The organism is Micromonospora sp. CA-246542 (genome assembly GCF_050942905.1).
GTDB lineage: Bacteria > Actinomycetota > Actinomycetes > Mycobacteriales > Micromonosporaceae > Micromonospora.
In genome coordinates, this window is record NZ_CP192040.1 from 241,457 (window position 1) to 264,687 (window position 23,231).

The following is a 23,231-nucleotide window of genomic DNA, read 5'->3' on the forward strand; positions in this document are numbered from 1 at the left end:
TCACCCGGTAGCCGACGCCGTCGGGAGGTCCCACCCTCCCGGCGGCGTCGTGCCGTGCCGGCCCTCACCCGCCGCGAACCGGGCCGCGCCGGCCAGCGCGTCGGTGGCCAGCGAATCCATCCCGTACGCCAGTTCGGTCGCCAGCGCCTCCGCCTCGGGCCGCCCGACGCCGGCCAGCAGGGCCGCCCGATCGTTGCGCAGGCAGGTCTGCGGATGCCGGGCGATCGCCGCCGCCAGTTCCTCGGCCGCCGCCCGCGCCCGACCCGGCGGCACCACCCGGTTGACCAACCCCATGGCGTACGCCTCGTCGGCCGGCACCGCCCGCCCGGTGAGGATCAGGTCCATCGCGCGGCTCTCCCCGATCAGCCGGGGCAGCCGAACCGTGCCGCCGTCGATCAGCGGTACTCCCCAGCGGCGGCAGAACACTCCGAGCGTGGCGTCGGATTCGGCGACCCGCAGGTCGCACCAGAGCGCCAGCTCCAGGCCGCCGGCCACCGCGTACCCCGAGATGGCCGCGATCACCGGCTTGCTCAGCACCATCCGGGTGGGACCCATCGGGCCGTCCCCCTCCGGCTCCACCCGGTTACCCCTCGGCGTGCCGACGGCCTTCAGGTCGGCCCCGGCGCAGAACGTGCCACCCGCACCCCACAGCACGGCGACCGCCGCGCCCGGATCAGCCTCGAAGGCGCGGAAGGCATCCGCCAACGCCCGAGCGGTAGCCCCATCGACAGCGTTCCGAGCCTCCGGCCGATCCAGAATCACCGTAGTGACGACCCCGCGACGCTCCACCCGCACACCCATCCCGCCAGCATGCCGCCTGCCCCGCGCCCCCACAATCTCGTCGATCTTGCACTTTGGGTTGTCGATTTACTCCTCAGGGGCTGTTTTGTCGCAGCAGAAACTGCAAGATCGGCGGGAGAGCGGCGTGGCAGGTTTGTCGTCGGCGACCGGTTTGGGAGGGGGATCGCCGGGAAGTCGGTACTCGTGCGAGCGCTATTGACGAAAGTTGAGCAGGACTCCCGGCTGGACCGCGCGGGTGACCGGTTGCAGAAGGCTGTCCTGGGGACGCTGCGACCGCGGCGACTGCGGGACCTGCTGCACGGCGTGACGCTGGGGCACCCGCTGCACCCGGCCATGGTGCAGGTGCCGGTCGGGGCGTGGATCAGTGCCGCCGTGCTGGACCTGATGCCAGGGCAGCGCCGACCGGCGACCGTGCTGGTCGGTCTGGGGACGGTCAGCGCCCTGCCGGCGGCGGTCGCCGGTTTGAACGACTGGGCGGCGCTCTCCCGGGACCAGCGCCGGGTCGGCCTCGTGCACGCCGCCGCGAACACCGTCGGTGTCGGCCTCTACGCCGGCTCACTGGCGGCGCGGCTCTCCGGGCGGAGCGGCGTCGGCAAGGCGCTCGGGTTCCTCGGCCTCTCGGCCGTCAGCCTCGGCGCGTACATCGGTGGGCACCTGGCGTACAAGCAGGGCGCCCAGGTCAACCAGAGCGTGTCCGAGCTGCACCGGATGAGCGACGGGTGGCACTCGCTGGCCGACATGGCCACCCTGCCGCAGCGCACGCTGATCACCCGAGAGGTGGACGACGACATCTCGGTGATCCTCTACCGCCACGGCGACGAGGTCACGGTGATGCTGGAGCGGTGCCCGCACCAGAGCGGGCCGCTGGGCGAGGGCGAGGTCCAGGAGATCGACGGCCACGCGTGCGTGGTCTGCCCCTGGCACGGCAGCGCATTCCGCCTCAACGGCGGCGAGGTCGTGCAGGGACCCTCCGGCAACGACCAGCAGATCCTGCCCACCCGCATCCAGGACGGCGTGCTCCAGACCCGTCTCCCCTGACAAGGGTGCTGCCGGGCCGACGAGGACGACCGGCCGCCCTCGACGCGCTGATGCCACATAGTCATCTTGATGACTATGTGGCATCAGTCTGTGTGGGGTGCCCGCTCCCGGCCGCGTCGGCCGTGCGTGGCACGGCGTTTGCGCTCGGCCGTGCGTGGGCCACGGCGCTCACGCGTCGGCCGTGTGCGCCACGGCGCTCGGGCGTCGACCGCGCGTGGGCCACGGCGCTCGGCGTTGGCCGTGTGTGGGGCCGCGGCGCTCGGGCATCGGCCGTGTGGGGAACATGGCGCTAGGGCATCGGCCGTGTGTGGGGCCACGGCGCTCGGGCGTCGGCCGCGCGTGCGCCACGGCGCTCACGTGCGCCGGCCGCGTGGGCCACGGCTTCCACGCGTCGGCCGCGGGTGGGCCGCAGCTCCCGGGCGTCGTTCGTGCGGAACTCGGCGAACTGGGCCGCGACCTACGCGTGCGGGTGCCGGCTCAACCCCGCCGGTGCCGACCGCCCTGGACGTCGTCGTCGTTCCATTCGCCGACCGTTCCGGCACTACGACCGGGCAGGGCCAGCGGCCTGCCGGTCGGCGGGCCAGTGGGCGGCGCGGGCGTCTCGGTGGCCGCCGCCGCACGACGGGCGGCCCAGGCGGCGCCACTGCCCGCTCGACCCGCGTCGCCACTCCGACCGGAGCTGCCGCTCAGGCCAGGGCTGCCACTCCGACCGGAGCCGCCGCTCCGAGAGGCGCGGCTCCCGGTGGTGGAGCTGCCGCCGACCCCGGTCGACCGGCGTCGCGGGGTACGGGCGGCCGCGGTCAGCCGGGGTGCGGCGCCGGCCGTGGCCGGCCGACGACGGAGACCGAGAACCGCGCCGATCTGGGCGCCGACGATGCTCGCCACGGCCAGGACGGCGGACACCGCCAGCGGTCGATTCACCCGGTCGGTGGTTCCGGCCCGGGCCGCGCCGACGGTCATCGTGGGCGCCTGACCCGTCGACTCCGTACCGCTGGGTGGTGCCTGCTCCGCGCGCTCCGGGGCCGACCGCTCCGGCGTCGGTCGCGGCGCGGGCGGTGTGGGCGCGGCGGGTCGACCGACGAGTTTGCCGGTCGCGTGCGAGCGTGCGCCCTGGTCGGTGGCCTCCGCCGGAAGCCGGAGCAGTTGCCCGGGACGAATCCGGTCCGGGTCGTCCAGCCGGTTCAGCTTGGCGAGTTGCCGGTAATCGTCGAACTCGTCGAGGTATCGCTCGGCCACCTCGCCGAGGTAGTCGCCCCGGGCCACGCGGTACACCGGCGCAGCCTGGTCGCCCGGGCTCGGCCCGCCCGGCGCGACAAGTCCGAGCGGCCCGCTTCCCAGCGCGTCCCGGGGCCCGCTCGCGGCCAGGCCCAGCGGCTGGCCCTCGGTGAGCCGCGTGGTGGTGGCCGACGCGCTCGGCTGGGCGTACGTCGGGCCGGCGTAGACCGCGGCGGCGCTGGCGGCGGCCGGGCTGGCCGCGAGGATCAGGGCGACCGAACCGACCAGTGCGGCGGCGGCCTTCTGCTGGCGGCTCATCCCGGGCAGCTTCGGCGCCGGCCGGCGCAGGGTCTGCGCGCCCAACTCGACGAGGACGGAGAAGGTGAACGTGGCCCAGCCGAACCACCCGGCCAGCGCCAGGGCCCGCAGGAAGAGTTGCCCGTCGTCCCGGCTGGTCAGGGTGGTGCCCACCTCGGCGAGGGTGGGCAGATGGTCGGGCAGGGGATTGCCGGCGAAGGCGAGCAGCGCGACCGGCGCGCCCGCCACCAGGGCGCAGAGCACGACGAGCGCGCCGAGGCCGGTGAGGACACGTCCCGTCCGCCGTACGACGGACCGACCCGATGCGGACATGGCTGCCTTCCTTCCTATGGGGGCGGGGCTGGGGCTGTGGTGATGGCCCGTGCGGTCGCCTCGCCGGTGATGGTGACCTGGTCGGCGAAGCCGAACAGGCCGAGCATCGAGCGGCGGTACGTGATCGTGAGGCGTACCCGGACGACGACCTCTCCGGCGATCTGCGGGAAGCTCACGGTGTGGCTGTTGGTGGAGCCGACGGCGGTGAGGTATTCGGCGACCGCCACGCGGGCCTGCGGCTGGTCGATCCGCGTCGGCCCACCCTCGATCGCGGTGGCCCGGTCGATGGCCTGTCCGCCCGCGCGGGCCGCCTCGGCGGCCAGGTTGTCGGCGCGTTGCAGCGTGCGGAGCTGGCCCGCGCCGTCGAACGAGAGTCCCACGATGGCCAGTACGCCGATCATCGCCACGGCCAGGAAGATGCTGACCCGTCCGTGGTCGCCGGAGAGCGTACGGAGGTTCATCGTCGGCTCCGGTAACGGTCCAGTGGCGAGGTGAAGCTGGCCTCGATCTTGTTCTCGGTGGGCATGCCTGGTAGGGCGTTGAGTCGTAGGTCGCGGAACGACACGCGGCACTCGACCGTGACGGTGACCGTCGCGTTCTGGCCGAGCGCGCTGCGGTAGGCGTCATCGAATCCGGTGTCGCTGTTGCCGACCCTGCCGCGGAACGTCAGCTTCGGAGCGGCTCCGCAATCCAGTCCGTGCCAGTCCAACTGCTCCTGGGCCGCCTTGCGGGCCTGTTCCTTGGCGTCAGTGGGGTTGCGGGAGATCGAGGCGGCGCGGGCCGCGTCGTGCGCGGCGGCGTCGAGGGCCTCTGCCGCCACCGCGCTGCGTCCGGCAACGCCCGCCAGCACCATCAGCGCGATGAACGCGGGCGCGAGCACCGCCACCTCGATGGAGACCGAGCCACGCTCGGTGGTCCGGCTCACGGCGCTGTCACCCGCTCCACCGGCCCGTGCGCGGTCTGCCCGATCTCGAAGTCCACGCCGGGTACGACCGACAGGGACCGGCCGGTCACCGTGCAGGTCACGTCCACCTCGCTGGTCACACAGCTCGGACCGCCGGCCTTGTCCCAGCCCAGCAGCCAGCTGCCGCTGGTGGACAGGAACTGCTTGGCGCTGGCTGTCCCGGCACCGTCGGACGCGTTGTACCGCCGTTCGGCGTTGACCCCGCTCTGGGCGGCGTTCAACGCCGTGGCACGAGCCAGGAAGACGGCCGCCACCTGGAGCGACGCGAACAGCAGCACCAGGATCAGCGGCATCACCACGGCCAGCTCCACCGGGTTCGCGCCCCGCTCCCGGTCGCCGGTCACGAGACGACGCCGAGCGGCGGAAACCGCCCGGCGCCACCTCGGGTACGTGACTCGGCGCATGCCGGCTACTTCGGGTTCGTGTGGCCCGGGATGGCCTTCATCCAGTCGTTGGCCTTGCCGAGGGCCAGGCCGGTGACGATGGTGGCCACGAAGACCAGGCCGAAGATGATCACCGCGGTCGGTACCGGGCTGTCGCCCCGCTCGCCGTCCCGGCGTAGCTCGGCGAAGCGCGTCGTCACCACGACGTGCAGGTAGGTGAGGATGGACATGGCGTACTCCTTCTCGGGGTCGGATCAGACACGGGCGATGAACGGGTAGACGACGAAGCCGAGCAGCACGAAGACGAGGAGCGCGCCCGGGATGTCGAGCTTGCTGGTCACGCCCTCGGCGCGGGCCAGGTTGTCGGTGCGGATCTGGTCGCGCAGCGAGTCGGCCCGGCTGCGCAGGGTCTCGTGCACCTGCGCGCCCTCACTGCCGGAGGAACGCATGATCGCGCCGACGTCGCCCAACTCCGGGATACCGATCTTGTCGGCGAGGTCGCGCAGCTCGTCCCAGGGGGCGTGCATCTGCATCTGGGCGATCCGCAGCGACTCCTGAAGGCGGTCGAACACCCAGCCGTCGCAGACCGCCGCGGCCCGCTCCAACGACTGCACCGGCCCGTGCGCGGCGGAGAGCTGCAAGGCCACCAGATCCAGGTACGTGCACACGGCCTGGCGGAACTCGTCGCGGGCGGCGTCCGCCTTGGTCAGGACCGACCGGTGCGCCAGCAGGCCGGCGACGAACGCCATGCCGAGGCCCCCGAGCACCGGTACGACCAGCGGCAGCGAGATGCCGAGGACGAACAGCGCCACCCCGAGCAGGGTCGGCGTGGCCAGTCCGATCAGCGCGGACAGCAGCACCGACAGCGCGTACTGCTCAGGGGTCTGGCCGATCAGGGCGAGTTGCCGGTGCGGCGGTCGCAGCCAGCGGGACAGCCCGGTCAGCCAGTCCAACCGCCGGGAGGCGGGAGTGGCCACCCGGCCGGTACCCGGCGGCTGGTGCAGGCGGCGCAGCGCCGGACCGAGCGCGGGAGTGGCCGGCACCAGCTCGCGGATCACCAGGAACAGGCCCAACCCGATCGCCGCCCCGCCGGTGACGGCGACGCCGAGGAGCCAGTTGACGATCATCGCGGGCCTCTTGCCGGCACCGTGGCGCTCGCGCTCACGCGACGACCTCCTGTGGGTCGGGCGCCGGCAGGAACCGGGCCGGTCGCTGCGGCTGACTCATCGAGCGGACCCAGGCCAGCAGGCCGATGAAGGCGATGCCGAGCGCGGCCATCACCACCTGACCCGTCGGGGTGCCGTACGGCTCGATGTACTCGGTGTTGACCAGCCCGTACGCCAGCGTCGCCAGCGTCATTCCGGTCAGGAAGCGGACCGCGAACCGGGGCTGGGTGCGCTTGGCCTCGATCTCCCGGCGGGTCGCCACCTCGGCGGACGCCGCGCCGGCGATCGAACCGAGTACGTCGCCCAACCGCTCGCCCCGGTCGGTGAGGTGCAGGATCAGGGCTGCCACCACCTGGTCGCAGACCGGGTCGCCGATCTCGTCGGCGAACGCCAGCAGCGCGGAGCGGGCCAGCCAGCCGGCCTGCAACCGGGCGGCGAGCAGTCGTACCTCGTCCTCGATGCCGGGTGGCACGCTGCCGATCGTGCTGATGATCGCCTGTTGGAGGCCCTGGCCCGTACCGGAGACGTCCTTGAGCCGGCGGGTCCACTCGCCGACGGCCTCGATCCGGGCGATCGCCCGCTGCTCGGCCTTGCCCACCGCGAACAGCCACGGTGTACCGGGTACCGCCACCGCGACGAGCAGGCCCACCACCGGTAGCCCGGTCAGCAGGAAGGCCAACGCCCCGGCGACCACCGCGGCGAGCAGCAGTGCCTGGTAGGACCGCCGCTCGGCGGGCGTGGCGCCGGAGCCCCGCCAGAGGCGACTCAGGCCGGGCCCCTCTCCCGGGCCGGGGCCCGGGGGTCGACGGGTGCCGACCAGCGCGACCACCGCCAGCAGGAGCCCCGCCACGCACGCGGCTCCGGAGACCACCGCGATCAACTCCAGACTGTTCCCCATCAGGTCACCGCCGGGCCAGTCGGGTCTGTCGGGGCCGCCGCCACGCGCCCGTACCGGCCTCGATCCAGCGGGTCAGCAGTCGGGAGTCGTACCCCACGCGGAGCAACTGGTCGCGGACCCGTTCCGGCAGGTGCCGGGGGACCGCGCGGCCGTCCGGACCGGGACCGAAGACGGTGGTGGTGGTGATCCGTCCGGCCTCGCCGGCCCCGATCACCTCCTCCACGTGCGAGACGAACCGGTGCTTACGTCCGCCGATCGCGCTCTCGTCCTCGACGGTGACGTAGACGATCAGGTCGAGGGCGTTGCCGGCCATCCGGCGCGCCTGGTCGACGGTCATCTCGCGGCCGTGCGCCAACGCCAGCTCCACGATCCGCTCGCCGACACCGGCGGCCGTACGGGCGTGGATCGTGCACATCGACCCCCGGCTGGTGGTCATCGCCTGGAGCATCGGCACGATCTCGCGGGACCGCACCTCGCCCACGATGATCCGCAGGACGCCCATCCGCAGCGACAGCGGGATCAGGTCGGCGATCGTCACCTCGCCCGCCGGTCGGCCGTCGAAGCCGCGCTCGCCGTGCCCCTCCCGCGCCTCGAAGCTCATCACCGCCCGGTGCCGCTCGCGGCGGCGCGCCGGCAGCAGTTCCCGACTCTCCTCCAGCAGCACGTACGGCTCGTCGGGCGGGATCTCGTTCATCAAGGCCCGGATGATTGTGGTCTTTCCGGCGCCGGCCAGCCCGGCGACCATGATGTTCAACCCGGCGCGCATGGCGGCGCGCAGGAAGTCACGCAGCAGCGGGTCGATCATCTCGTCCAGGTCGCCCCGGCTACCGGCGACGTCGTCGAGGCTCACGTCCAGGGTGTTGTGTTTGCGGATCACCGCGTACGGGCGGTGGCTGACCAGGAACACCGCCGCCAACCGGCTGCCGTCGGGCAGTTGCAGGTCGAGGGTGGGCTTCACGGTGGACAGCGACCGCTCGGTCGCGCCGGCCCGCCGCGCCGCCGCCTGGAGGATCTCCACCAGTTCGGCGTCGCTGTCGGCGATCGGCTCGCCCCAGTCCACCCCGCCGCCGTGTCGGGTGATGCGCACCTGGTCGCAGCCGAGGATGTGCACCTCCTCGATGGTGTCGTCGACCAGCAGCGTCTGGAGCCGGCCGAGCCCGACCAGTTCGGCGGTCACCTGGTCGAGCAGCAGACGCTCCTCGCCGGCGGCCATCGGCGTGCCGGCCCGGCGGACCGCGTCCGCGTACTCGGCGACCACCTGGACGGCCAGCCGCGCCCGCTCGGTGTCCTCCTCGTCGACGGTGAACTCCCGGCCGCGCTGCCACAGGGTGAGTCGTTCGGTGAGTTCCCGGCGCAGCTCCCGGACCACCTGGAAGTCCATCCGGGGTCGAGGGGCCGTCTCGGGCGGCGGCGTGGCCGTGGGCGTCGCCTGCGGCATCGGCGTCACGTGGTGGTGCCGGCCGTTCGCGGGGTTCAGCGGTGGCGCGGTGGACGTCGCGCCCGGCGGCTGCTGGCGCGGGTCGGCCGAGACGGGTTCAAACCGCATCCGGCACCCCTGCTGTACCGGCCAGGCCAGCCGTGCCCGTCGGCGTTCCAGCAACGCCCCGACCGGCACCTCAAGCGCGGTCGCCGCGCGCAGCAGCGGCCGTCCGGCCCGCACGGTCCCGCCGAGGCCGAGCACCCCCGCGGTACGCGGGTCGTGCGGCAGCCGGGCGATCACCGGCAGCTTCAGCCCGCGACTGATCTCGGCGCGCCCGTGCCCGTCGCCGACCAGCAGCAGCCGCAGGGTGCCCGGCGGTACCCGGTGTTCGGCGAAGTCCCGCTCGATCGTGGTCACCGCCGCCCGCGTCCCGGACAGGTCGGGCAGGTTCGCCCGGGTCACCAGCAGCACCACCGAGGCGGCCCGCAGCAGTGGCCACGGTGGACCGTTCACGTGCAGTCGGCCGCAGTCGACGAGCACGTCGTAGCCGGGGGTGCCCCGGTCCAGGGCGTTGAAGTAGTCGGCGAAGCGCTGCCAGAGCGGCGTGACGCTGCCGGCCTGCGTCGGGTCGACCAGACCGGGCAGCAGCAGCCGTTCCCGGCGCGGCGCGTCCAGGTCGACCAACTGGGACCAGAACGCGGTCTCCAGGTTGCCGTCGCGCAGCTCGCCGACGGCCAGCTCCCCGATGCCGCGCGGACCGTCCAACTGGCCGCCCAGATAGCCGGCGAGGATCGACCCGCCCGCCGGGTCGCACTCGGCGAGGACCAGCCGGCGATGCCAGGTGAGGGCGCAGGCCAACGCCGAGGTGGTCACGCCGGGCGAACCCTTCGCGGACACCAACGCGATGATCGCCATCGTCAGGCCGCCTCGATCAGCACGACGGCGACCCGTTCCTGGGCGGCGAGCGCCACCACGGCGGGTACGTCCCGGATGAGGAGCGCCAGGTACAGCACCTTCTCGTCGTCCGTCGGGCTGACCATGTCGATGACGGTGGCCGTGAACCGGGTGCCGGCCGTGGCGGCCGCCCCGGTAGCGTCGTCGTCCGGGGTGCTGACCAGCAGCACCTTGTCGCCGGGGTGCAGCGCGCGGGCGGGCACCTGGGCGGTCTTCAGGCCGAGCGCGATCTGCTGCTGCCCCGGGCCGAGCAGCGGGTCGTCGGTGACCTGCCCGAGGGTGAGCAGGGTGCCCGGCACCAGCGCCACGGCGGCCCGCTTGCCGACCACCTCGTCCAGCCGGCCCGCCGGCACGGGCGTAGCCCTGGCCGCCGGCGACCTGCACGGTGATCAGGTCGGCGGCGGTGACCTCCCGGCCCACCTCCACCGGCCGGGCCACCGCGAGGTAGCTGCCGGTGGCCCGCACCGAGGTGACCGCGAACGCGGCCCCCAGCCCACCGAGGGCGATCAGGAGGACGGCGAGACCCAGCAGGCCTGGACGGACGCGGCGCTGCCGGACCACCTTGGGCGGGCTGACCGGCGCGTCCACCGGTCCCGTCGCGTTACGCGTCGCCACACTCACCGTTCGATCTCCATTCGCGCCTGGGGTGCTCTCATTACCTGGTCACCACCTGGAGTTCATTGATCCGTACCGGCACCGTGCCGCTGGTGCGGGTCTGCGCGATCGGGTCGCCCTCGACGCCGTTGTTGGTCCACCAGCGGACGGTCCAGTACGTGGTGGCGCCCACCCGGTACGTGCCGGCCTTCGGATAGCCGTGGTCGTAACCGCAGTCCGGCGAGGTGCTGCCGGCTCGCGCGCCCTTCGGGTCGTACGGGGTGCCGGGCTTGGTGCAGGTGACCGTGTCGCCGTTGCCCATGTTCCAGACGGTCCGGCTGACCTTCGCCTCGATCGAGACGCGCAGACCACGGTCCTCCGCCGAGGCGTGCAGCGGCCCGAAGTAGTCGGCGCTCGGCGTCGCCCACATCCAGACCGGCAGGCCGACCAGGCCGGGTCCGATGTCCTTGCGCGGGGCCACCTTGAGCCGCGCGGGCAGCAGCTTGATCGACGCGAGGGCCCGGCGGGCCAGTTCCTCCGGGTCCGGCGGAGCGCCGAAGCCGGGCGGCGGCCCGTTGCGCAGCACGGTGTCCTGCGCGCCGAGATCGCCGCCGTTGCAGGTCTGGACGTACCACTGCTGGCCCTCTTCCGCCGGCTTCTGCGGCACGGCGAGCTTGTAGTAGCAGCCGTCGCCGTTGTTGAACCAACCCAGCACGTCGTCGTAGCAGGGGATCGTCCGGCCGCCCCACTGGCAGACGCCGCCACCCCCACCGCCGCCGGAGTCTCCGCCGCCGTTGTTCCCGCCGCCCCCCGGGTCGCCGGGATGGCCCGGCTCGTCGTCCCAGACGTTGCAGTCCGGTTGGCTGGGCGGGCACTCCACCCCCGGGCCGGCCCGGCGGGCGGCGGCCGGCAGGGTCGTGCCGACCACCAGCAGCATCGCCACACCGACCCCGGCGAGGAGCCGGCGGGTCAGCACGGCTGGTCCTGGTGCGCGACGCCGGAGCTGATCAGCCAGCGGCCGTCCGGATAGCGGGTGGCGGTGGCCGTGGCCAGGTGCTTGCCGCCACCGCTGCCCGGCACCGTCCGCTGGTCCTTGGTGTAGACGAGCCGGTAGCCGGTCGCGTCCAGGCAGTCCTGGATCTCCACGGTGGCCGGGTCCGAGTCGAGGTCGACGGCGATCACGGTGGGATCGGATCTCAAGGTCCCGGTACGCATCGCGCCGTGCTCCTTAGCGTCGCGAATGGACAATTGCACCCGGGTCAACAGTGGATCAGCGAGATATCTGGACAGTTCCGGCGCGTGCGGATCGCCGCGCCGACTCGCCGTGCGCGAGGCCGTGAGATATCCGGAGTACGCCCCGAGCGCCGCCTTTTCCGCAGCCCCACGTTCGACATCCGAATCCGCCCGTACCCCGTCGGGACGCTCCGACGTCGGGCGCTCGACCGCCTCCGGCCCGCCGCCGCAGGCGGTGAGCGCCACCGTCGCCACGATCGCCAGCAGGCAGGTTGTCGCTCGCCTGAGCTGCCGTTCGACCACCGCCGAACCCTCCTTGTGACAGCCCGACGTGGCGACGAAGCGCCGGTGTCGAGCATGCGAAAGCGCGCCCGGATCACTTCATCCGGCCGTTCATTGCGCTTCTGCATTCACCGTTGCGGATCTTCTACAAATGCAAGGTCCTGTGCTGTCCGGTCATCGATGTGAGGCTTGCGTCACACTCAAGGGGCGAGCATAAGCTCACGATCGCCGATGCAACAGAGGCAATTCAAGCGAACACTCTGAGTGATGATGGGTGGTGGTGGCAGGTGTCCGTGCCGCGCTCGGGATGGCTGTCGGTCCAGGGGTCGTCGGTGGCCCGGCCTCGCTGGCGCGGGCCGATCCGTCCCGACCCCTACGCCCCTTACGAGAGTGGGGCATCGCGCCCGCATTCCGACATCCGGCCCGTGTCGCGGGTCGGCGGCGAGCGCACGTCGTGCGGGCCGATCCGGGGCGGACGTCGTCGGTGGGGGGCGTCGCTTTCCGCGCCATCCGCTACACCCGAGCGAACGTTCAGTCACGATCCGTGTTCACCTTTTGCGACGGCGGCCGGACGATCGGTGGAGTCGACGTGGCGCTGACGACCGAACCGACCGACCAACCGTCCGCCTCCGACCGCCCTGCGGTCACCGAGGTGGGGCCGGTCGCGGGTGCTGCCCGACCCCGGCTCGCCACGGTGTTGGCGTCCCTGCTCGTCGTGCCGCCGCTGCGGTTGGCCGTCGTGCGTCACGCCGTACCGTCGGACGCTCCCAGCCGGACCGGGTGCGACGCCTGCGGGGCCGCGATCAGCCTGACCAGGCCGTGGCCGGCGCTCGGCCCGGCGGCCCGGTGCGGCCGGTGCGGCGGCCGGGTCGGGCCGCCGCCCGGCACGATCGAGGTGGCGGCACTGGCCGCCGTGGCGCTGCTCGTGCTCGTCGGCCCGCCGCTGGGCGCGTTGCCGGCCGTGGCCTGGTGGCTGGGCTGGACGCTACCGGCGGTCTTCGTCGACCTGGCCGTGCACCGGCTACCCGACCGGCTCACCCTGCCCGCCGCCGGCGGGACCTGGCTGCTGCTCGGCGTTGCGGCGCTGGCCGGTGCCGGGGCTGGTCCGTGGGTGCGGGCCGTCGCCGCCGGGACGGGTCTGGCCCTGCTCTTCGCCGCCAGCACGTTGCTGCTCGGTCGCCGGGGCTTCGGGCTGGGCGACGCCAAGCTGGCGCTCGGCGTGGGCGCGCTGCTCGGCTGGTACGGCTGGCCCGTCCTCGTGCTCGGGCTGCTGCTCACGTTCGGGCTGTCCGCGCTGGTGAGCCTGGTACTGCTGGTGGCCCGACGGGTCCGCTGGACCACCCACCTGCCGTTCGGCCCGTTCCTGCTCCTCGGCACGGCGGGTGCACTCCTGGCGACCTGAGGGGTTACGGGTGGGGTCGGCCGGCCAGATCGGGTATCCGCCGGCGGGCGTCGGTACGGCGACGTAGCGCCTCGGCGGCCGGGCGGGCCAGCAGCGGAGTCGCGACGAGGGCGACCAGGGCGCCGAGCAGCAGGCCCGCGGCCACGTCGTGCGGGTAGTGCACGCCCACGAAGACCCGGGAGAACGCGGCTAGCAGGGCCAGCGGCAGGGCGAGTAGCCCGAGCCGCCGGGAGAGCAGCAGGGTGGTGACCGCCAGCGCCCCGGCGAGCGTCGCGTGGTTGCTCGGGAACGAGTAGTCACCCGGCGGTGGGCAGGTGCCGGCGATGATCGCCCGGCCCACTGTCCGGCACGGCCGGTCCTCGTCCACCACGGTCTTGAGCAGTTCACTGCCCGCGTACGCCAGGAGAGTCGGCAGCGGCGCGACGAGGGCGAGGGCCCGGTCGTGTGGGCCACCGGCCAGGCGGCGCAGCGCGGCAACCACCAGGAGCGCGCCGAGGAGCAGGATCACCCCCTCGGTGGCGTGCCCGACGAACCACTGCACCGGGTGCGGGGTGCCGGCGGCGGCATCGACGATGTCGCGGTACCACTCGGCGCTGATCTCTGGGACGTCCGTACTGCCGTTGTCGGCCATGAATCACCTCTCCACACGTTCATACCGCGTTCACCTTGGAGACGTCTTGGAAACGCGAACGTGGGGCAGGTCGGTCCAGCACGCGATGGGCTGGCCGGGGCTCAGGTCGAGGCGGCTCCCTCGGCCGCGCGCTGGGTCGGGCCGGGGCCGCCGGCCATGCGCTCCCGGACGGCCTCCAGCGCCTCGAAGGCGTACGCCCAGTTGTGGCACTTGAAGCTGCGCAGGCCCTCGATGGCGGTGTGGCAGTCGGCGCAGTGCACCCCCGCGATGGCGTCCGGGACCTCGGTGTTGACGTACTTGTGGTCGCCGAGGATGACCTCGGCGATCATGCCCTTGTCGTGCAGCCCGGTGACCGCCGAGGAGACGATGTCGTACCAGGTGATCCGCCGGCCGCACTTCGGGCAGTCCGGCTCGTCGCCGCTGACCCAGAGCGGGGCGCCGATGGTGCGCGTCGGCATGCCGAGCAGCTTCTCCAGACGGCGCACGTCCGACTCCGGCGTGGTCCACCGGTGTCGGCCGGGCAGTGACGCGGGCGAGTCGTACACGGCGCGGAACAGGTCTTTCTCGACCCGTACGGTCTCCCGTTGACTGGTCATCGGCGTCCCTCCTCGTGCGTGGGTGCACCCACCGTGGTCGGCGCTGACCAGGGGCGCAGCCGGATCAACGACACGAGGGGGCGGCGGGTCGTCGGCTCAGCTGCTACACATCGAGATCCGACCGTGCGTCGAAGGGATCCCTCGTGACCGAGCAGCCGGCACCCGACAACACCGACGTCACCGCCCGCCCCAACGTCGCCCGGATGTACGACTACTTTCTGGGTGGCAGCAACAACTTCGCCGCCGACCGGGCCGCCGCCCAGCGGGTGCTGGAGATCTTCCCGGACACCGGGGCGGCCGCCCAGATGAACAGGCAGTTCCTGCGCCGGGCCGTCCGGTACGCCGTCGAGCAGGGCGTACACCAGTTCCTGGACATCGGCGCGGGGCTCCCCACCCAGGGCACGGTGCACGAGGTGGTGCGTGCGGTGACGCCGGACGCCCAGGTGGTCTACGTGGACTACGACGAGGTGGCTGTCGCGTACGCCAGGCGGTTGTTGACGGACGTGCCCGGCACCGCCGTCGTGCAGGGTGACCTGCGACGGCCCGACGACCTGCTGGCCGACCCGGGCGTGCGGGGCACGCTCGACCTGGACCGCCCGGTTGCCGTCCTGCTGCTCGCGGTGCTGCACTTCGTTCCGGACGGGGACGACCCGTGGAGGGCCGTCGCCCGGCTGCGCGACGCGACCGTGCCCGGCAGCCACCTGGCGTTGTCGCACCTGACGCTGGACGGCATCCCGCCCGAGTTGGCCGAGCGCGGTCAGGCGGTGTACCGCAACAGCAGTGCGCCGTTGGTGCCCCGCACGCACGCCGAGACGCTGCGCTTCTTCGCCGGGTACGACCTGGTGGAGCCCGGTCTGGTGGAGACCACCCGGTGGCGCCCGGACGGGGAGTCCGAGATCGTGGAATCGCACGGGTATGCCGGGGTCGGCGTCCGCCGCTGACCCGCTTTCGCCTTCGGCGGCCGGCTCCGGGCGGTACGACGGCGTCGGCAGAAAACCTGACTAAAGTCAGGGGTATGGACTCCGCGCTCATCGCCGCCGTGCGGCGGTTCAACCGGACGGTGACCCAGCGGGTGGGTGCGCTGGACGACGAGTACATGGCCCAGGGGCGCCCGCTCGGGCAGGCGCGCCTGCTGTGGGAGATCGGCCCGGCGGGTGCCGAGGTTGCGGCGCTGCGAGCCCGGCTGGGCCTCGACTCGGGATACCTCAGCCGGCTCCTGCGCGCCCTGGAGAACGACGGGCTCGTCACCGTGGGGCCGGCGGACCAGGCAGGCGGCGACGGCCGGGTCCGCACCGCCACCCTCACCGACGCCGGACGTACGGAGTGGGCCGAACTCGACCGGCGGTCCGACGACCTGGCCGCCTCGATCCTCGAACCGCTCACCGCGCACCGCCGGGACCGACTCGTCACCGCCATGGCGGAGGTCGAACGGCTGCTCGTCGGGTCGATGGTGGTCGTCGAACCGTGCCCGCCCGCCGACCCGCGGGCCCGCGCCTGCCTGCGTGCGTACGCCCGGGAGGTCGGACGGCGATTCGACGACGGCTTCGACCCGGCACTGAGCAACCCGGTCGACGACGAGGCGCTCGTCCCGCCGGCCGGCGTACTCCTGCTCGCCACCCTCAACACCGAGCCCGTCGGCTGCGGCGCGGTCAAACTGCACGGCGACGGTCCCGCCGAGATCAAGCGCGTCTGGGTCGCGGACACCGTGCGCGGGCTGGGCGTCGGGCGGCGGCTGCTCGGCGAGCTGGAGCGGTACGCCGCCGAGCGCGGCGCGACCGCCGTGCGGCTGGACACCAACCGCAACCTCACCGAGGCGATCGCCCTGTACCGCTCGGCCGGTTACCGGGAGATCCCGCCGTACAACACCGAGCGCTACGCCCACCACTGGTTCGAGAAGCCGCTCGCGCGGTGAGCCGAGCTCGTCCGGACACGATCAGGGGACTCCGCCACCGGCGACCCTCTAGGTGTGAAAGTTTGTCCTAATCTCGGCACGTTCCGACCTTCTCGTCCGAACCCTGACCAGGGACTTCGGGTCGGGCAGCGTCCTCGGACCGTCCTGGGTGGAGAGTGGCGATGAGCGGCAGCAGGCGGATCGATCAGATGGCCCGACGTCAGTTCGTCAAGTTGTCCGGGGCCGCCAGCGCGGGCGGGCTTCTCACCCTGGCCGGGGCGGACGGCGGAATGGCCGACGGTGGTTACGGCACACCGCAACCCCCGCCACCGCCGGACCCGGGCGGCACCGCCTGCCCGACGCCGTCGGCCCTGTGCGGCTATCCCACCGACACCGGCGGCCGGTTCGATCTCTGGGACCGGGTCCAGGTCTGCCTGGGTACGCGGACCTCACCGCCGACCAACTGCCTGCGCACCACGTCCACCTACGTGGTGCTCAACGGCGCGCCGCCGAACACCCACAACTATCTGCTCGTGCCGACCTGCCGCGTGAAGGGCATCGAGTGCCCGTTCATCGCCAACGCCGCCGCGCCGAACTACTGGTTGGACGCCTGGATCAACGCGCAGCCCGGGCAGCCCTCGCACGTGGTGTACCCGAACATCGGGCTCGGGATCAACTCGGCCGACGCCCGCCAGCAGGACCAACTGCACATCCACCTGGCCGGCATCCACAGTGGAATTCAGACTCAGCTCAACTCGTACGACAACGTGATCAGCAACAATCCGGCGAACTGGCGGAACCAGATCGTCCCGATCTGGGGCCTGACGAGCGGGGGCGCCCCGGCCCCCCGCTCCTACCGCGTGCTGCACGTGTCGAATCTGAACGACAACCTGTTCACGCTGCTGCGCGACTTCGTCGTACGCCCGACCGGGGCGAACATGGCGAACCAGGCGATGGCGGTCACCCCTCGCCTGGTCGGCAACGGCGGGTTCTACGTCATCAACAGCGAGCCCGCACTCCAGACCCCGCAGGGCCAGCCCGGCGGTACGGGCACCATCGACTTCCTGCTCGCGTACACCTGATTTCCGCCGGTCAGCCCTTCACCGCCCCGGCGGTGAGTCCTTCGGTCAGGAAGCGCTGGCCGAGTGCGTACATGATCACCACGGGGATGCTGACGAGCAGCGAGGCCGCGGCGAGCTGTCCCTGCGGTACGACATCACCGGCGATCATCGACTGCATCCCCACCGGCAACGTCTTGTACTCGTCCTTGGTGATGAACACGAAGGCGAAGAGGAACTCGTTCCAGGCGTTGGTCAGGGTGAAGAGCGCGACCGCCAGCAGTCCGGGCTTGGCCAGCGGCAACACCACCCGGCCGAACGCCTGTAGGCGGGTGCAGCCGTCGACGAGCGCGGCCTCCTCCAGCTCCACCGGGATCGAGGAGAAGTAGCCGACCAGCAGCCACGTGGCGAACGGCAGCGTGAACGTCGGGTACGTCACCACCAGCGACCACAACGAGTCGGTGAGTCGCACGCCGATGAGCATCTGGTAGAGCGGGATGAACAGCAGCGCGCCCGGCATCACGTAGGTGAGCAGCACGGTGACGGTGAACCCCTGCGCGCCACGGAACCGCAGCCGGGCCAGCGCGTAACCCGCGAGAGCGGCGCAGACCAGCGCCACCGCCGTGGACGCCGCGGACACCAGCAGGGTGTTGAGGTACCAGCGACCGAACGGCTGGTTGGCGAAGAGCCCGGTGAACTGCTCCGTGGTCCACGGCGTCGGCCACAGGTCGTCCGTACGCATGACGACCTGGCCCTCGGACTTGAAGGCCGTGACGCCGATCCAGTACAGCGGACCGAGCACGAAGAAGAGCAGCCCGGCGAGCGCGACCCAGGAGCCGAAGCCCGACACCGCCGAGGATGCCCGGCGACCGCCGCGCGACTGGAGGGTCGACACCACCCGGCCGACCGCCGCCGCGATGAGCAGGATCACCCCGAGGACGACCGCCGCCTTCCAGAAGATCTGCGGCGACGCCCAGATCAGCAGCCCGGTGACCACCGCCGTGATCACCCACGGCAGGGCCTTGCGCACCCGCGTACCGACCCGCAGCGCCGTTCGTCGTGCCCGGGGCAGTTTCGCCCCCGAATCCTGGCGCAGCAGCCGGACCAGGAAGAACACCAGCCCGCCGATGACCGGCAGCATGACGAGCGTGACCGCCGCGCCCGCGCCGTACTGCAACTGCAGGATCGCCTTCGAGTACGCGACGAGCACGTACGGCGCGGTCACGTCGCCCGGGCCACCCTGGGTGAGCAGCCAGACGAGGTCGAAGTTGTTGAACGTCCAGATCGACGACAGGGTCACCGTCACGGTGATCACGTGGCGCAGGCCGGGCAAAGTCACGTTGGCGAACCGCTGCCACGCCGAGGCGCCGTCGATGGTCGCCGCCTCGTACAGGTCGGCCGGGATGGCCTTCAGGCCGGCGAGGAAGCACACGGTGAAGAAGGGCACCCCCTTCCAGACGTTCACCATGATCACCGACGGCATCGCCAGCGACGGGTCGGACAACCAGCCCGCCGGCCAGCTGTCCACCAGGTGCAGGTCGACCAGCAGCGGCCCGATTCCGGTGGCGGTGAGCAGGTTGTTGACGCTGCCGAAGATCGGGTCGAGCAGCGCGCGCCAGCTGAACGCCGTCACCACGGTCGGCACCACCCACGGCACCAGGAGCAACCCCGCCAGCACCGCCCGCCCGCGGCGTCGGTGGTGCAGCAGCAGGGCCGCGGCCAGCCCGAGCACGACCTTGAAGATCTCGGCGTACGCGGTGAAGACGAACGAGTTCACCACACCCGTGTGGAACTGGTCGTCGCCGACGAGGTGCAGGTAGTTGTCCAGGCCGACGAACACGGACTCCTGCCCGTGCCGTTCGGTGGTGCTGGTGACGATCGACCGGGCGATCGGTACGAGCACAAGGCCGCCGACCAGCACGGCCATCGGCGTCAGGAACAGCGCCGCCATTCGCCAGTCACGACCCAGCCGGCGCTGGGTCGGCGTGAGGGAGCCGGATCCCGGCGGCGAGGAAGCCCTCGCCGCCGGGACCCGCGCGGGACGGAGCGTCCTCACTGCGGCAGCCCCTGCTGGTTGAAGATCTGCACCATCTTCGTGTGGGCCGCCTTCACGGCCTGCGCGGGCGCGGTGCCCTGCACGACCTGCTGCATCATGTCGGTCAGGACGTAGGCCGAGCCGACGGCCTGCTGGCCGGCGCTGGCCTTCTGCGGGAAGGTCAGGCCGTTCTTCGTGTTCAACGGCAGCTGCAACTGGGTGATCTTGCGCAGCATGGGGAACGCCGGGTCGCCGCTGGTGAAGAACGGGTCCGCGTCCCAGACCTTCTCCCAGGCGGGCATCACCAGGCCGGGTGCCTCCTTGGCCACTCCGAGCAGCGCGGGCGCGCTGACCAGGTACTGCGCCAGGAGCTTGGCGAGCGCGGGGTTCTTGGCGCCCTTGAAGACGACGAAGCCCTGTGACTGGCCGAGCAGCAGGGGGTTGTTGGTGGCCGGTCCGATGCAGTCGGAGAACACGTGGGTGTTGGCGTGCACCGGGTTCTTCTTGGTCCGCGAGTCCGCGTAGACGCTGAACTGGTTGCGGGTGTAGCCGAGGATGCCGGCGAGCCAGTTCTCGTTGTTGCTGGTGTCGGTCCAGCTCGCGATTCCCGGCGGCAGCATCGGCTTGTACTTCGAGTTCGTGTAGATGTCGCCGAGGAAGGTCACCGCCTGCACCGTCTCCGGCGACTCGAACGTGACCTTCCGGCCGTCGTTGGAGGCGATCGACCCGCCGTACGCGTTGATCAGCGCCTCGATCATGCCGTTGGCGTCACCGGACCGGTTGATCGTCATGCCCCAGCCGAACCGGCGCTTGCTCGGATCGGAGATCTCCAGGCAGACGTCCCGCAGCTCCTCCCAGCTGTAGATGTCCTTGGGCGTGATGCCCTTGTCCTGCATCCAGTCCTTGCGCAGGAACGACCCGATCCCGATGAAGTGGTACGGGATCGCGAACCACTTGCCGTCGAAGACGCAGTAGTTCTTGGCCTCCGCGCACGGCTCGCCGTACTTGGCGGTCAGCGCCTGGACTACGTCCGTGACGTCCTCCAGGTCGCCCAGCGCCTGGAACTGCGCGACGAACCGGGAGTCGGTCATGAACGCCAGGTCACGTGCCACCCCGCCCTTGACCTCGGCATCGATCTTGGCGACCACGTCACCCGCGTCGGCCTGGACCAGGCTGTTCTCGATCTTCGTGCCGGTGGTGTCGGCGAACTTCTTGATCGAGCTGTCGAGCGCGTCGTTCGCCGCCGTCGAGTACAGCTTCTGCGACAACATTCCCATCGAGGAGCCCTTCATCGACGCGGCGGCGTCGATCAGCTCCTGCGGGACCTCGGCCTGCACCTTGGTCGGCGATTCGGAAGTGCCTCCACACGCGGCAAGACCCGCCGCGCCGAGCACTCCCACCCCCATCCCCAGCACGCCGCGTCGAGACCAACCCGATTTGTCCTCCATGGACACCCGCCTCCTTCATCTCGCCGCGCACGGCTGCACGCCGAAGGCGTACCCGGCGAACGCCGCGATCGTCGTGTTTCCAGTTGGGCTTCTGTGGTGGCGACCGGGGAGGGTCGCCGGTCGAGATCAGTTCGCTCGTCGGTCGCCGTCACGGCGAGCGGGCCAGCCGGCCGCCGCGGGACGTCCGCTCACGCATGCTCCGTCCGAGCCACCCGAGATCTGTCGGGTGCCGCACCTCGGATGGCGCGACGTGGTCGAGGCGGTCGGCGACAGGGCCGAGACAGTGACGCTGACGTTCCGGTTCGGTCGTGTCACGGGACCACCGCCGTTCGAGATTTCGAACTAGGTTCGATATACCGCATCGAGTGGTGCGACGCTAGAGCAGCCCGGTCAGCGATGTCAATGTTTCGATGCTGTTTCGAACCAAAAGCGGGAGGTTTGCTACCGGGACTGGGCCCGGTAGCCCATGCGCGCCGACAGCGCTGTCGCGCCCTCGCGAACCAGCCCGGTCCACTCCACCTGCACCTGCGGTGTCCACCGGATGATCGGCGCGGACAGGCTCATCGCGGCGATGACGGCCCCGGAGTGATCCCGGATCGCCGCCGCGACGCATCGCATCGCGCTGTCCGACTCGCCGACGTCGACCGCGACGCCCTCCGCCCGGACCTGGTCGAGATGCTCCCGCAGGAGGTCCGGATCGGTGATGCTGTCCGGCGTCATGCCCGGCAGGGGATCCTTCAACAGGACCGCGTCCAGGTCCTCCGGATCGAGGGCCGACAGCAGCACCTTGCCGACCGCCGTGCAGTGGGCGGGCAGCCGCAACCCGACTCCGGACACCATCCGAACGGGGTGGATGCTGTCGAACTTGACGAGGTAGACGACGTCGGCGCCGTCCAGCACCGCCACGTGAACCGCCTCGTCACAGGCGGCGGCCACGTCCCGCGCGACACCCTGCGCCTCGCGTACCAGATCGAGCCGACCCGCGAACGCCGCGCCCAGCTGGAACAGCGGCATCCCGAGCCGATACTGCACCGGTTGACCCGGCACGGAGATCAGGTACGAGCGGGCTTCGAGCGTCACGAGCAGCTCGTGGACGGTAGTGCGCGGCAGGTCGAGCCGCTCCATCACCTGGCGGGCCGACAGTTGGGGGCAGTCCAGGAACAGTTCGAGGACGTCGAGTGCGCGGATAACTGCCGGTACCACACGGGCCATGTCGCTAGTCCCTTCGAAATGCCGGACCCGCGTCAACGATCTCCACACGGACCAGCACCTGAAGAGGATAGCCACGTGAGCCGTCCGCGCCAGGCGCAGAGCGCCCAGCGCCCGATGTCGCACCGGCCTGGCACCCTGCCGAACATGACCACGACCGATCCGTTGCCGGGCGACCTCACCGAGCTGCGCGCCCATGTCGCTGAGGGCGGGCGTCCCAAGTACCTGTTCTTCTGGGGTCACCGGCCGCAGGCCGACGGCAGCATCGGTCCAGGGTGCCTGAGCCAGTGGTGGCCGGCGCCATTCACCGTGGACGGCGAGCGTTATCTGACCGCTGAGCATTACATGATGGTCGGCAAGGCCCGCCTGTTCGGTGACGAGGCGATCGCCGCACAGATTTTGACGGCTTCACATCCGGGCGCGGTCAAGGCCCTGGGCCGGCAGGTACGCGGATTCGATCAGGCCAGCTGGGACGAGCACGGCCTCGGTCTGGTCGTCGCCGGCAACGTGGCGAAGTTCAGCCAGCACCCCGACCTCGGGCGGTATCTGTCCGGCACGGCCAACCGGATCTTGGTGGAAGCCAGCCCCATGGACCGGGTGTGGGGCATCGGACTGGCGGCCACGGACCCGCGCGCCGAGGATCCGGCCCAGTGGCGCGGCCGGAATCTTCTCGGGTTCGCCTTGATGCGCGCCCGCGCGCAGCTCGACAAGCGATGACCTTGCCGCATTCGCGCGCCGGAAAATGAGGCGCGGGCAATGATCTTCGCTGGCGATACTGGTGCCCATGAAGCTCGCTGAGGCCTTGGCGGTGCGCGCGGACGCGGCGCGCCGCGCCGAACAACTCCGTGCCCGCATCACCGCCAGCGCTCGCTTCCAGGAGGGCGAGAATCCCGCCGAGGACGCCTCGGCTCTGCTCGTCGAGGTGGGCGAGACGCTCGACGAGTTGGAGTCGTTGATCCGGCGGATCAACCGCACGAACGCCGCCACCGTCGTGGACGGCGGCACGCTCACCGACGCGCTCGCCCGGCGCGACGTACTCCGTCTGCGGCACAACGTCGTCACGTCGGCCGCGGCGGCCGCCGCCGGTGAAGGCCAGCGTGGGTACCGGCAGTTGCGGTCGGAATTGAAGATGATCCCGGCGCTGCCGGTGGCCGAGCTGCGCCGACAGGCCGACGACCTGGCGCGGCAGCTTCGTGAGGTGGACACGCTGATCCAGCGTACGAACTGGGAGGTCGACCTGTTGGACTAGGAGTTGCGGAGCAGGTAGCCGACGTGGAGGCGTGCACGAACCCGCAAGCCGGCGGGCAATCCGGCTACCTCCTGGCGCGCCGGGGGCAGGCGCAGGGGTTCGATTCCCCACCACACATCGCATGCCCAGCACAT

Annotated in this window: 22 protein-coding genes and 3 pseudogenes; 7 read left to right on the plus strand and 18 right to left on the minus strand. The window is 71.6% G+C overall.

The genetic code is table 11. The features are described from left to right. Nucleotides 1-801, minus strand: coding sequence for a crotonase/enoyl-CoA hydratase family protein (locus tag ACQP0N_RS01165; protein ID WP_433116847.1), 801 nt, complete (start codon nucleotides 799-801; stop codon nucleotides 1-3). Between the two features lie 183 nt (nucleotides 802-984). On the opposite strand from ACQP0N_RS01165, the gene ACQP0N_RS01170 reads away from it, so the two are divergent. After that, entirely contained in the window at nucleotides 985-1,839 is an 855-nt protein-coding gene (locus ACQP0N_RS01170; protein ID WP_433116849.1) for a DUF2231 domain-containing protein, read from the plus strand. A gap of 477 nt (nucleotides 1,840-2,316) precedes the next feature. Here the strand turns inward: ACQP0N_RS01170 and ACQP0N_RS01175 are convergent, their stop codons facing one another. The 12 genes and pseudogenes from ACQP0N_RS01175 to ACQP0N_RS01230 form a co-directional block, all read right to left on the minus strand. Continuing rightward, the gene (locus tag ACQP0N_RS01175) at nucleotides 2,317-3,684 is read right to left on the minus strand and encodes a LysM peptidoglycan-binding domain-containing protein (RefSeq protein ID WP_433116851.1); all 1,368 of its coding nucleotides are present in this window, start codon (nucleotides 3,682-3,684) and stop codon (nucleotides 2,317-2,319) included. A gap of 14 nt (nucleotides 3,685-3,698) precedes the next feature. Then, nucleotides 3,699-4,145 (minus strand): pilus assembly protein TadG-related protein, encoded by a 447-nt coding sequence (locus ACQP0N_RS01180; protein WP_433116853.1) that lies wholly within the window; start codon nucleotides 4,143-4,145, stop codon nucleotides 3,699-3,701. Next, the gene (locus ACQP0N_RS01185; protein WP_433116855.1) at nucleotides 4,142-4,609 is read right to left on the minus strand and encodes a TadE/TadG family type IV pilus assembly protein; all 468 of its coding nucleotides are present in this window, start codon (nucleotides 4,607-4,609) and stop codon (nucleotides 4,142-4,144) included. Before ACQP0N_RS01185 ends, ACQP0N_RS01180 begins: the two co-directional genes overlap by 4 nt. Then, on the minus strand, nucleotides 4,606-5,052 hold the full coding sequence (locus ACQP0N_RS01190) for a TadE family protein (RefSeq protein WP_433116856.1): 447 nt from the start codon (nucleotides 5,050-5,052) through the stop codon (nucleotides 4,606-4,608). The genes ACQP0N_RS01185 and ACQP0N_RS01190 overlap by 4 nt, the downstream gene beginning before the upstream one ends. Before the next feature lie 5 nt (nucleotides 5,053-5,057). After that, nucleotides 5,058-5,261, minus strand: coding sequence for a hypothetical protein (locus ACQP0N_RS01195; RefSeq protein WP_357132005.1), 204 nt, complete (start codon nucleotides 5,259-5,261; stop codon nucleotides 5,058-5,060). A gap of 24 nt (nucleotides 5,262-5,285) precedes the next feature. Then, complete coding sequence (locus ACQP0N_RS01200) at nucleotides 5,286-6,155, minus strand: type II secretion system F family protein (RefSeq protein ID WP_433121346.1); 870 nt, start codon at nucleotides 6,153-6,155, stop codon at nucleotides 5,286-5,288. 37 nt (nucleotides 6,156-6,192) lie between these two features. Further along, a pseudogene (locus ACQP0N_RS01205) lies at nucleotides 6,193-7,139 on the minus strand (type II secretion system F family protein). Next, nucleotides 7,100-8,641, minus strand: a complete 1,542-nt coding sequence (locus ACQP0N_RS01210) for a CpaF family protein (protein WP_433116859.1) — start codon at nucleotides 8,639-8,641, stop codon at nucleotides 7,100-7,102. Before ACQP0N_RS01210 ends, ACQP0N_RS01205 begins: the two are co-directional and overlap by 40 nt. Further along, nucleotides 8,631-9,430 (minus strand): annotated as a pseudogene (locus ACQP0N_RS01215) (ParA family protein). Before ACQP0N_RS01215 ends, ACQP0N_RS01210 begins: the two are co-directional and overlap by 11 nt. A 2-nt stretch (nucleotides 9,431-9,432) precedes the next feature. Further along, nucleotides 9,433-10,090 (minus strand): annotated as a pseudogene (locus tag ACQP0N_RS01220) (SAF domain-containing protein). A 34-nt stretch (nucleotides 10,091-10,124) separates the two neighbouring features. After that, entirely contained in the window at nucleotides 10,125-11,000 is an 876-nt protein-coding gene (locus ACQP0N_RS01225) for a hypothetical protein (protein ID WP_433121348.1), read from the minus strand. A 32-nt stretch (nucleotides 11,001-11,032) separates the two neighbouring features. Continuing rightward, nucleotides 11,033-11,599 (minus strand): hypothetical protein, encoded by a 567-nt coding sequence (locus ACQP0N_RS01230; protein WP_433116861.1) that lies wholly within the window; start codon nucleotides 11,597-11,599, stop codon nucleotides 11,033-11,035. A 631-nt stretch (nucleotides 11,600-12,230) separates the two neighbouring features. Here ACQP0N_RS01230 and ACQP0N_RS01235 point away from each other — a divergent pair. Next, nucleotides 12,231-12,980 carry a prepilin peptidase gene (locus ACQP0N_RS01235; RefSeq protein WP_433121350.1) on the plus strand — a complete coding sequence of 250 codons (750 nt, stop codon included), beginning with the start codon at nucleotides 12,231-12,233 and terminating at the stop codon, nucleotides 12,978-12,980. A 4-nt stretch (nucleotides 12,981-12,984) separates the two neighbouring features. Here the strand turns inward: ACQP0N_RS01235 and ACQP0N_RS01240 are convergent, their stop codons facing one another. Beyond that, nucleotides 12,985-13,611 (minus strand): phosphatase PAP2 family protein, encoded by a 627-nt coding sequence (locus ACQP0N_RS01240; RefSeq protein WP_433116863.1) that lies wholly within the window; start codon nucleotides 13,609-13,611, stop codon nucleotides 12,985-12,987. Nucleotides 13,612-13,712: 101 nt separating this feature from the next. After that, entirely contained in the window at nucleotides 13,713-14,207 is a 495-nt protein-coding gene (locus tag ACQP0N_RS01245) for a hypothetical protein (RefSeq protein ID WP_433116865.1), read from the minus strand. A 143-nt stretch (nucleotides 14,208-14,350) separates the two neighbouring features. Here ACQP0N_RS01245 and ACQP0N_RS01250 point away from each other — a divergent pair, with 143 nt between their 5' ends. From ACQP0N_RS01250 to ACQP0N_RS01260, 3 genes are all read left to right on the plus strand, one after another. Next, on the plus strand, nucleotides 14,351-15,148 hold the full coding sequence (locus ACQP0N_RS01250) for an SAM-dependent methyltransferase (RefSeq protein ID WP_433116867.1): 798 nt from the start codon (nucleotides 14,351-14,353) through the stop codon (nucleotides 15,146-15,148). Nucleotides 15,149-15,222: 74 nt separating this feature from the next. Then, nucleotides 15,223-16,119 carry a bifunctional helix-turn-helix transcriptional regulator/GNAT family N-acetyltransferase gene (locus ACQP0N_RS01255; protein WP_433116869.1) on the plus strand — a complete coding sequence of 299 codons (897 nt, stop codon included), beginning with the start codon at nucleotides 15,223-15,225 and terminating at the stop codon, nucleotides 16,117-16,119. Nucleotides 16,120-16,280: 161 nt separating this feature from the next. Next, the gene (locus ACQP0N_RS01260; protein WP_433116871.1) at nucleotides 16,281-17,180 is read left to right on the plus strand and encodes a CDP-diacylglycerol diphosphatase; all 900 of its coding nucleotides are present in this window, start codon (nucleotides 16,281-16,283) and stop codon (nucleotides 17,178-17,180) included. Between the two features lie 10 nt (nucleotides 17,181-17,190). Here the strand turns inward: ACQP0N_RS01260 and ACQP0N_RS01265 are convergent, their stop codons facing one another. The 3 genes from ACQP0N_RS01265 to ACQP0N_RS01275 form a co-directional block, all read right to left on the minus strand. After that, complete coding sequence (locus ACQP0N_RS01265; RefSeq protein WP_433116873.1) at nucleotides 17,191-19,107, minus strand: ABC transporter permease subunit; 1,917 nt, start codon at nucleotides 19,105-19,107, stop codon at nucleotides 17,191-17,193. Between the two features lie 101 nt (nucleotides 19,108-19,208). Further along, nucleotides 19,209-20,639 carry an extracellular solute-binding protein gene (locus tag ACQP0N_RS01270; protein WP_433116875.1) on the minus strand — a complete coding sequence of 477 codons (1,431 nt, stop codon included), beginning with the start codon at nucleotides 20,637-20,639 and terminating at the stop codon, nucleotides 19,209-19,211. A 441-nt stretch (nucleotides 20,640-21,080) separates the two neighbouring features. Beyond that, nucleotides 21,081-21,851, minus strand: a complete 771-nt coding sequence (locus ACQP0N_RS01275) for an IclR family transcriptional regulator (protein WP_433116876.1) — start codon at nucleotides 21,849-21,851, stop codon at nucleotides 21,081-21,083. A gap of 144 nt (nucleotides 21,852-21,995) precedes the next feature. On the opposite strand from ACQP0N_RS01275, the gene ACQP0N_RS01280 reads away from it, so the two are divergent. Both ACQP0N_RS01280 and ACQP0N_RS01285 read left to right on the plus strand, forming a co-directional pair. After that, complete coding sequence (locus tag ACQP0N_RS01280) at nucleotides 21,996-22,565, plus strand: NADAR family protein (RefSeq protein WP_433116878.1); 570 nt, start codon at nucleotides 21,996-21,998, stop codon at nucleotides 22,563-22,565. A gap of 67 nt (nucleotides 22,566-22,632) precedes the next feature. Next, nucleotides 22,633-23,097: a DIP1984 family protein gene (locus ACQP0N_RS01285; protein WP_433116879.1), complete on the plus strand. Its 465-nt coding sequence runs from the start codon at nucleotides 22,633-22,635 to the stop codon at nucleotides 23,095-23,097. Nucleotides 23,098-23,231: the final 134 nt, after the last annotated feature.

Excerpts from the sequence above, each read along its gene's own strand:
- ACQP0N_RS01225 (WP_433121348.1), bottom strand. The coding sequence starts at position 11,000 with ATGCTGCTGGTGGTCGGCACGACCCTGCCGGCCGCCGCCCGCCGGGCC.
- ACQP0N_RS01255 (WP_433116869.1), top strand. The coding sequence starts at position 15,223 with ATGGACTCCGCGCTCATCGCCGCCGTGCGGCGGTTCAACCGGACGGTG.
- ACQP0N_RS01165 (WP_433116847.1), bottom strand. The coding sequence starts at position 801 with ATGGGTGTGCGGGTGGAGCGTCGCGGGGTCGTCACTACGGTGATTCTG.
- ACQP0N_RS01210 (WP_433116859.1), bottom strand. The coding sequence starts at position 8,641 with ATGCGGTTTGAACCCGTCTCGGCCGACCCGCGCCAGCAGCCGCCGGGC.
- ACQP0N_RS01280 (WP_433116878.1), top strand. The coding sequence starts at position 21,996 with ATGACCACGACCGATCCGTTGCCGGGCGACCTCACCGAGCTGCGCGCC.
- ACQP0N_RS01275 (WP_433116876.1), bottom strand. The coding sequence starts at position 21,851 with ATGGCCCGTGTGGTACCGGCAGTTATCCGCGCACTCGACGTCCTCGAA.
- ACQP0N_RS01270 (WP_433116875.1), bottom strand. The coding sequence starts at position 20,639 with ATGGAGGACAAATCGGGTTGGTCTCGACGCGGCGTGCTGGGGATGGGG.
- ACQP0N_RS01195 (WP_357132005.1), bottom strand. The coding sequence starts at position 5,261 with ATGTCCATCCTCACCTACCTGCACGTCGTGGTGACGACGCGCTTCGCC.
- ACQP0N_RS01245 (WP_433116865.1), bottom strand. The coding sequence starts at position 14,207 with ATGACCAGTCAACGGGAGACCGTACGGGTCGAGAAAGACCTGTTCCGC.
- ACQP0N_RS01285 (WP_433116879.1), top strand. The coding sequence starts at position 22,633 with ATGAAGCTCGCTGAGGCCTTGGCGGTGCGCGCGGACGCGGCGCGCCGC.
- ACQP0N_RS01190 (WP_433116856.1), bottom strand. The coding sequence starts at position 5,052 with ATGCGCCGAGTCACGTACCCGAGGTGGCGCCGGGCGGTTTCCGCCGCT.
- ACQP0N_RS01260 (WP_433116871.1), top strand. The coding sequence starts at position 16,281 with ATGAGCGGCAGCAGGCGGATCGATCAGATGGCCCGACGTCAGTTCGTC.
- ACQP0N_RS01240 (WP_433116863.1), bottom strand. The coding sequence starts at position 13,611 with ATGGCCGACAACGGCAGTACGGACGTCCCAGAGATCAGCGCCGAGTGG.
- ACQP0N_RS01180 (WP_433116853.1), bottom strand. The coding sequence starts at position 4,145 with ATGAACCTCCGTACGCTCTCCGGCGACCACGGACGGGTCAGCATCTTC.
- ACQP0N_RS01175 (WP_433116851.1), bottom strand. The coding sequence starts at position 3,684 with ATGTCCGCATCGGGTCGGTCCGTCGTACGGCGGACGGGACGTGTCCTC.
- ACQP0N_RS01265 (WP_433116873.1), bottom strand. The coding sequence starts at position 19,107 with ATGGCGGCGCTGTTCCTGACGCCGATGGCCGTGCTGGTCGGCGGCCTT.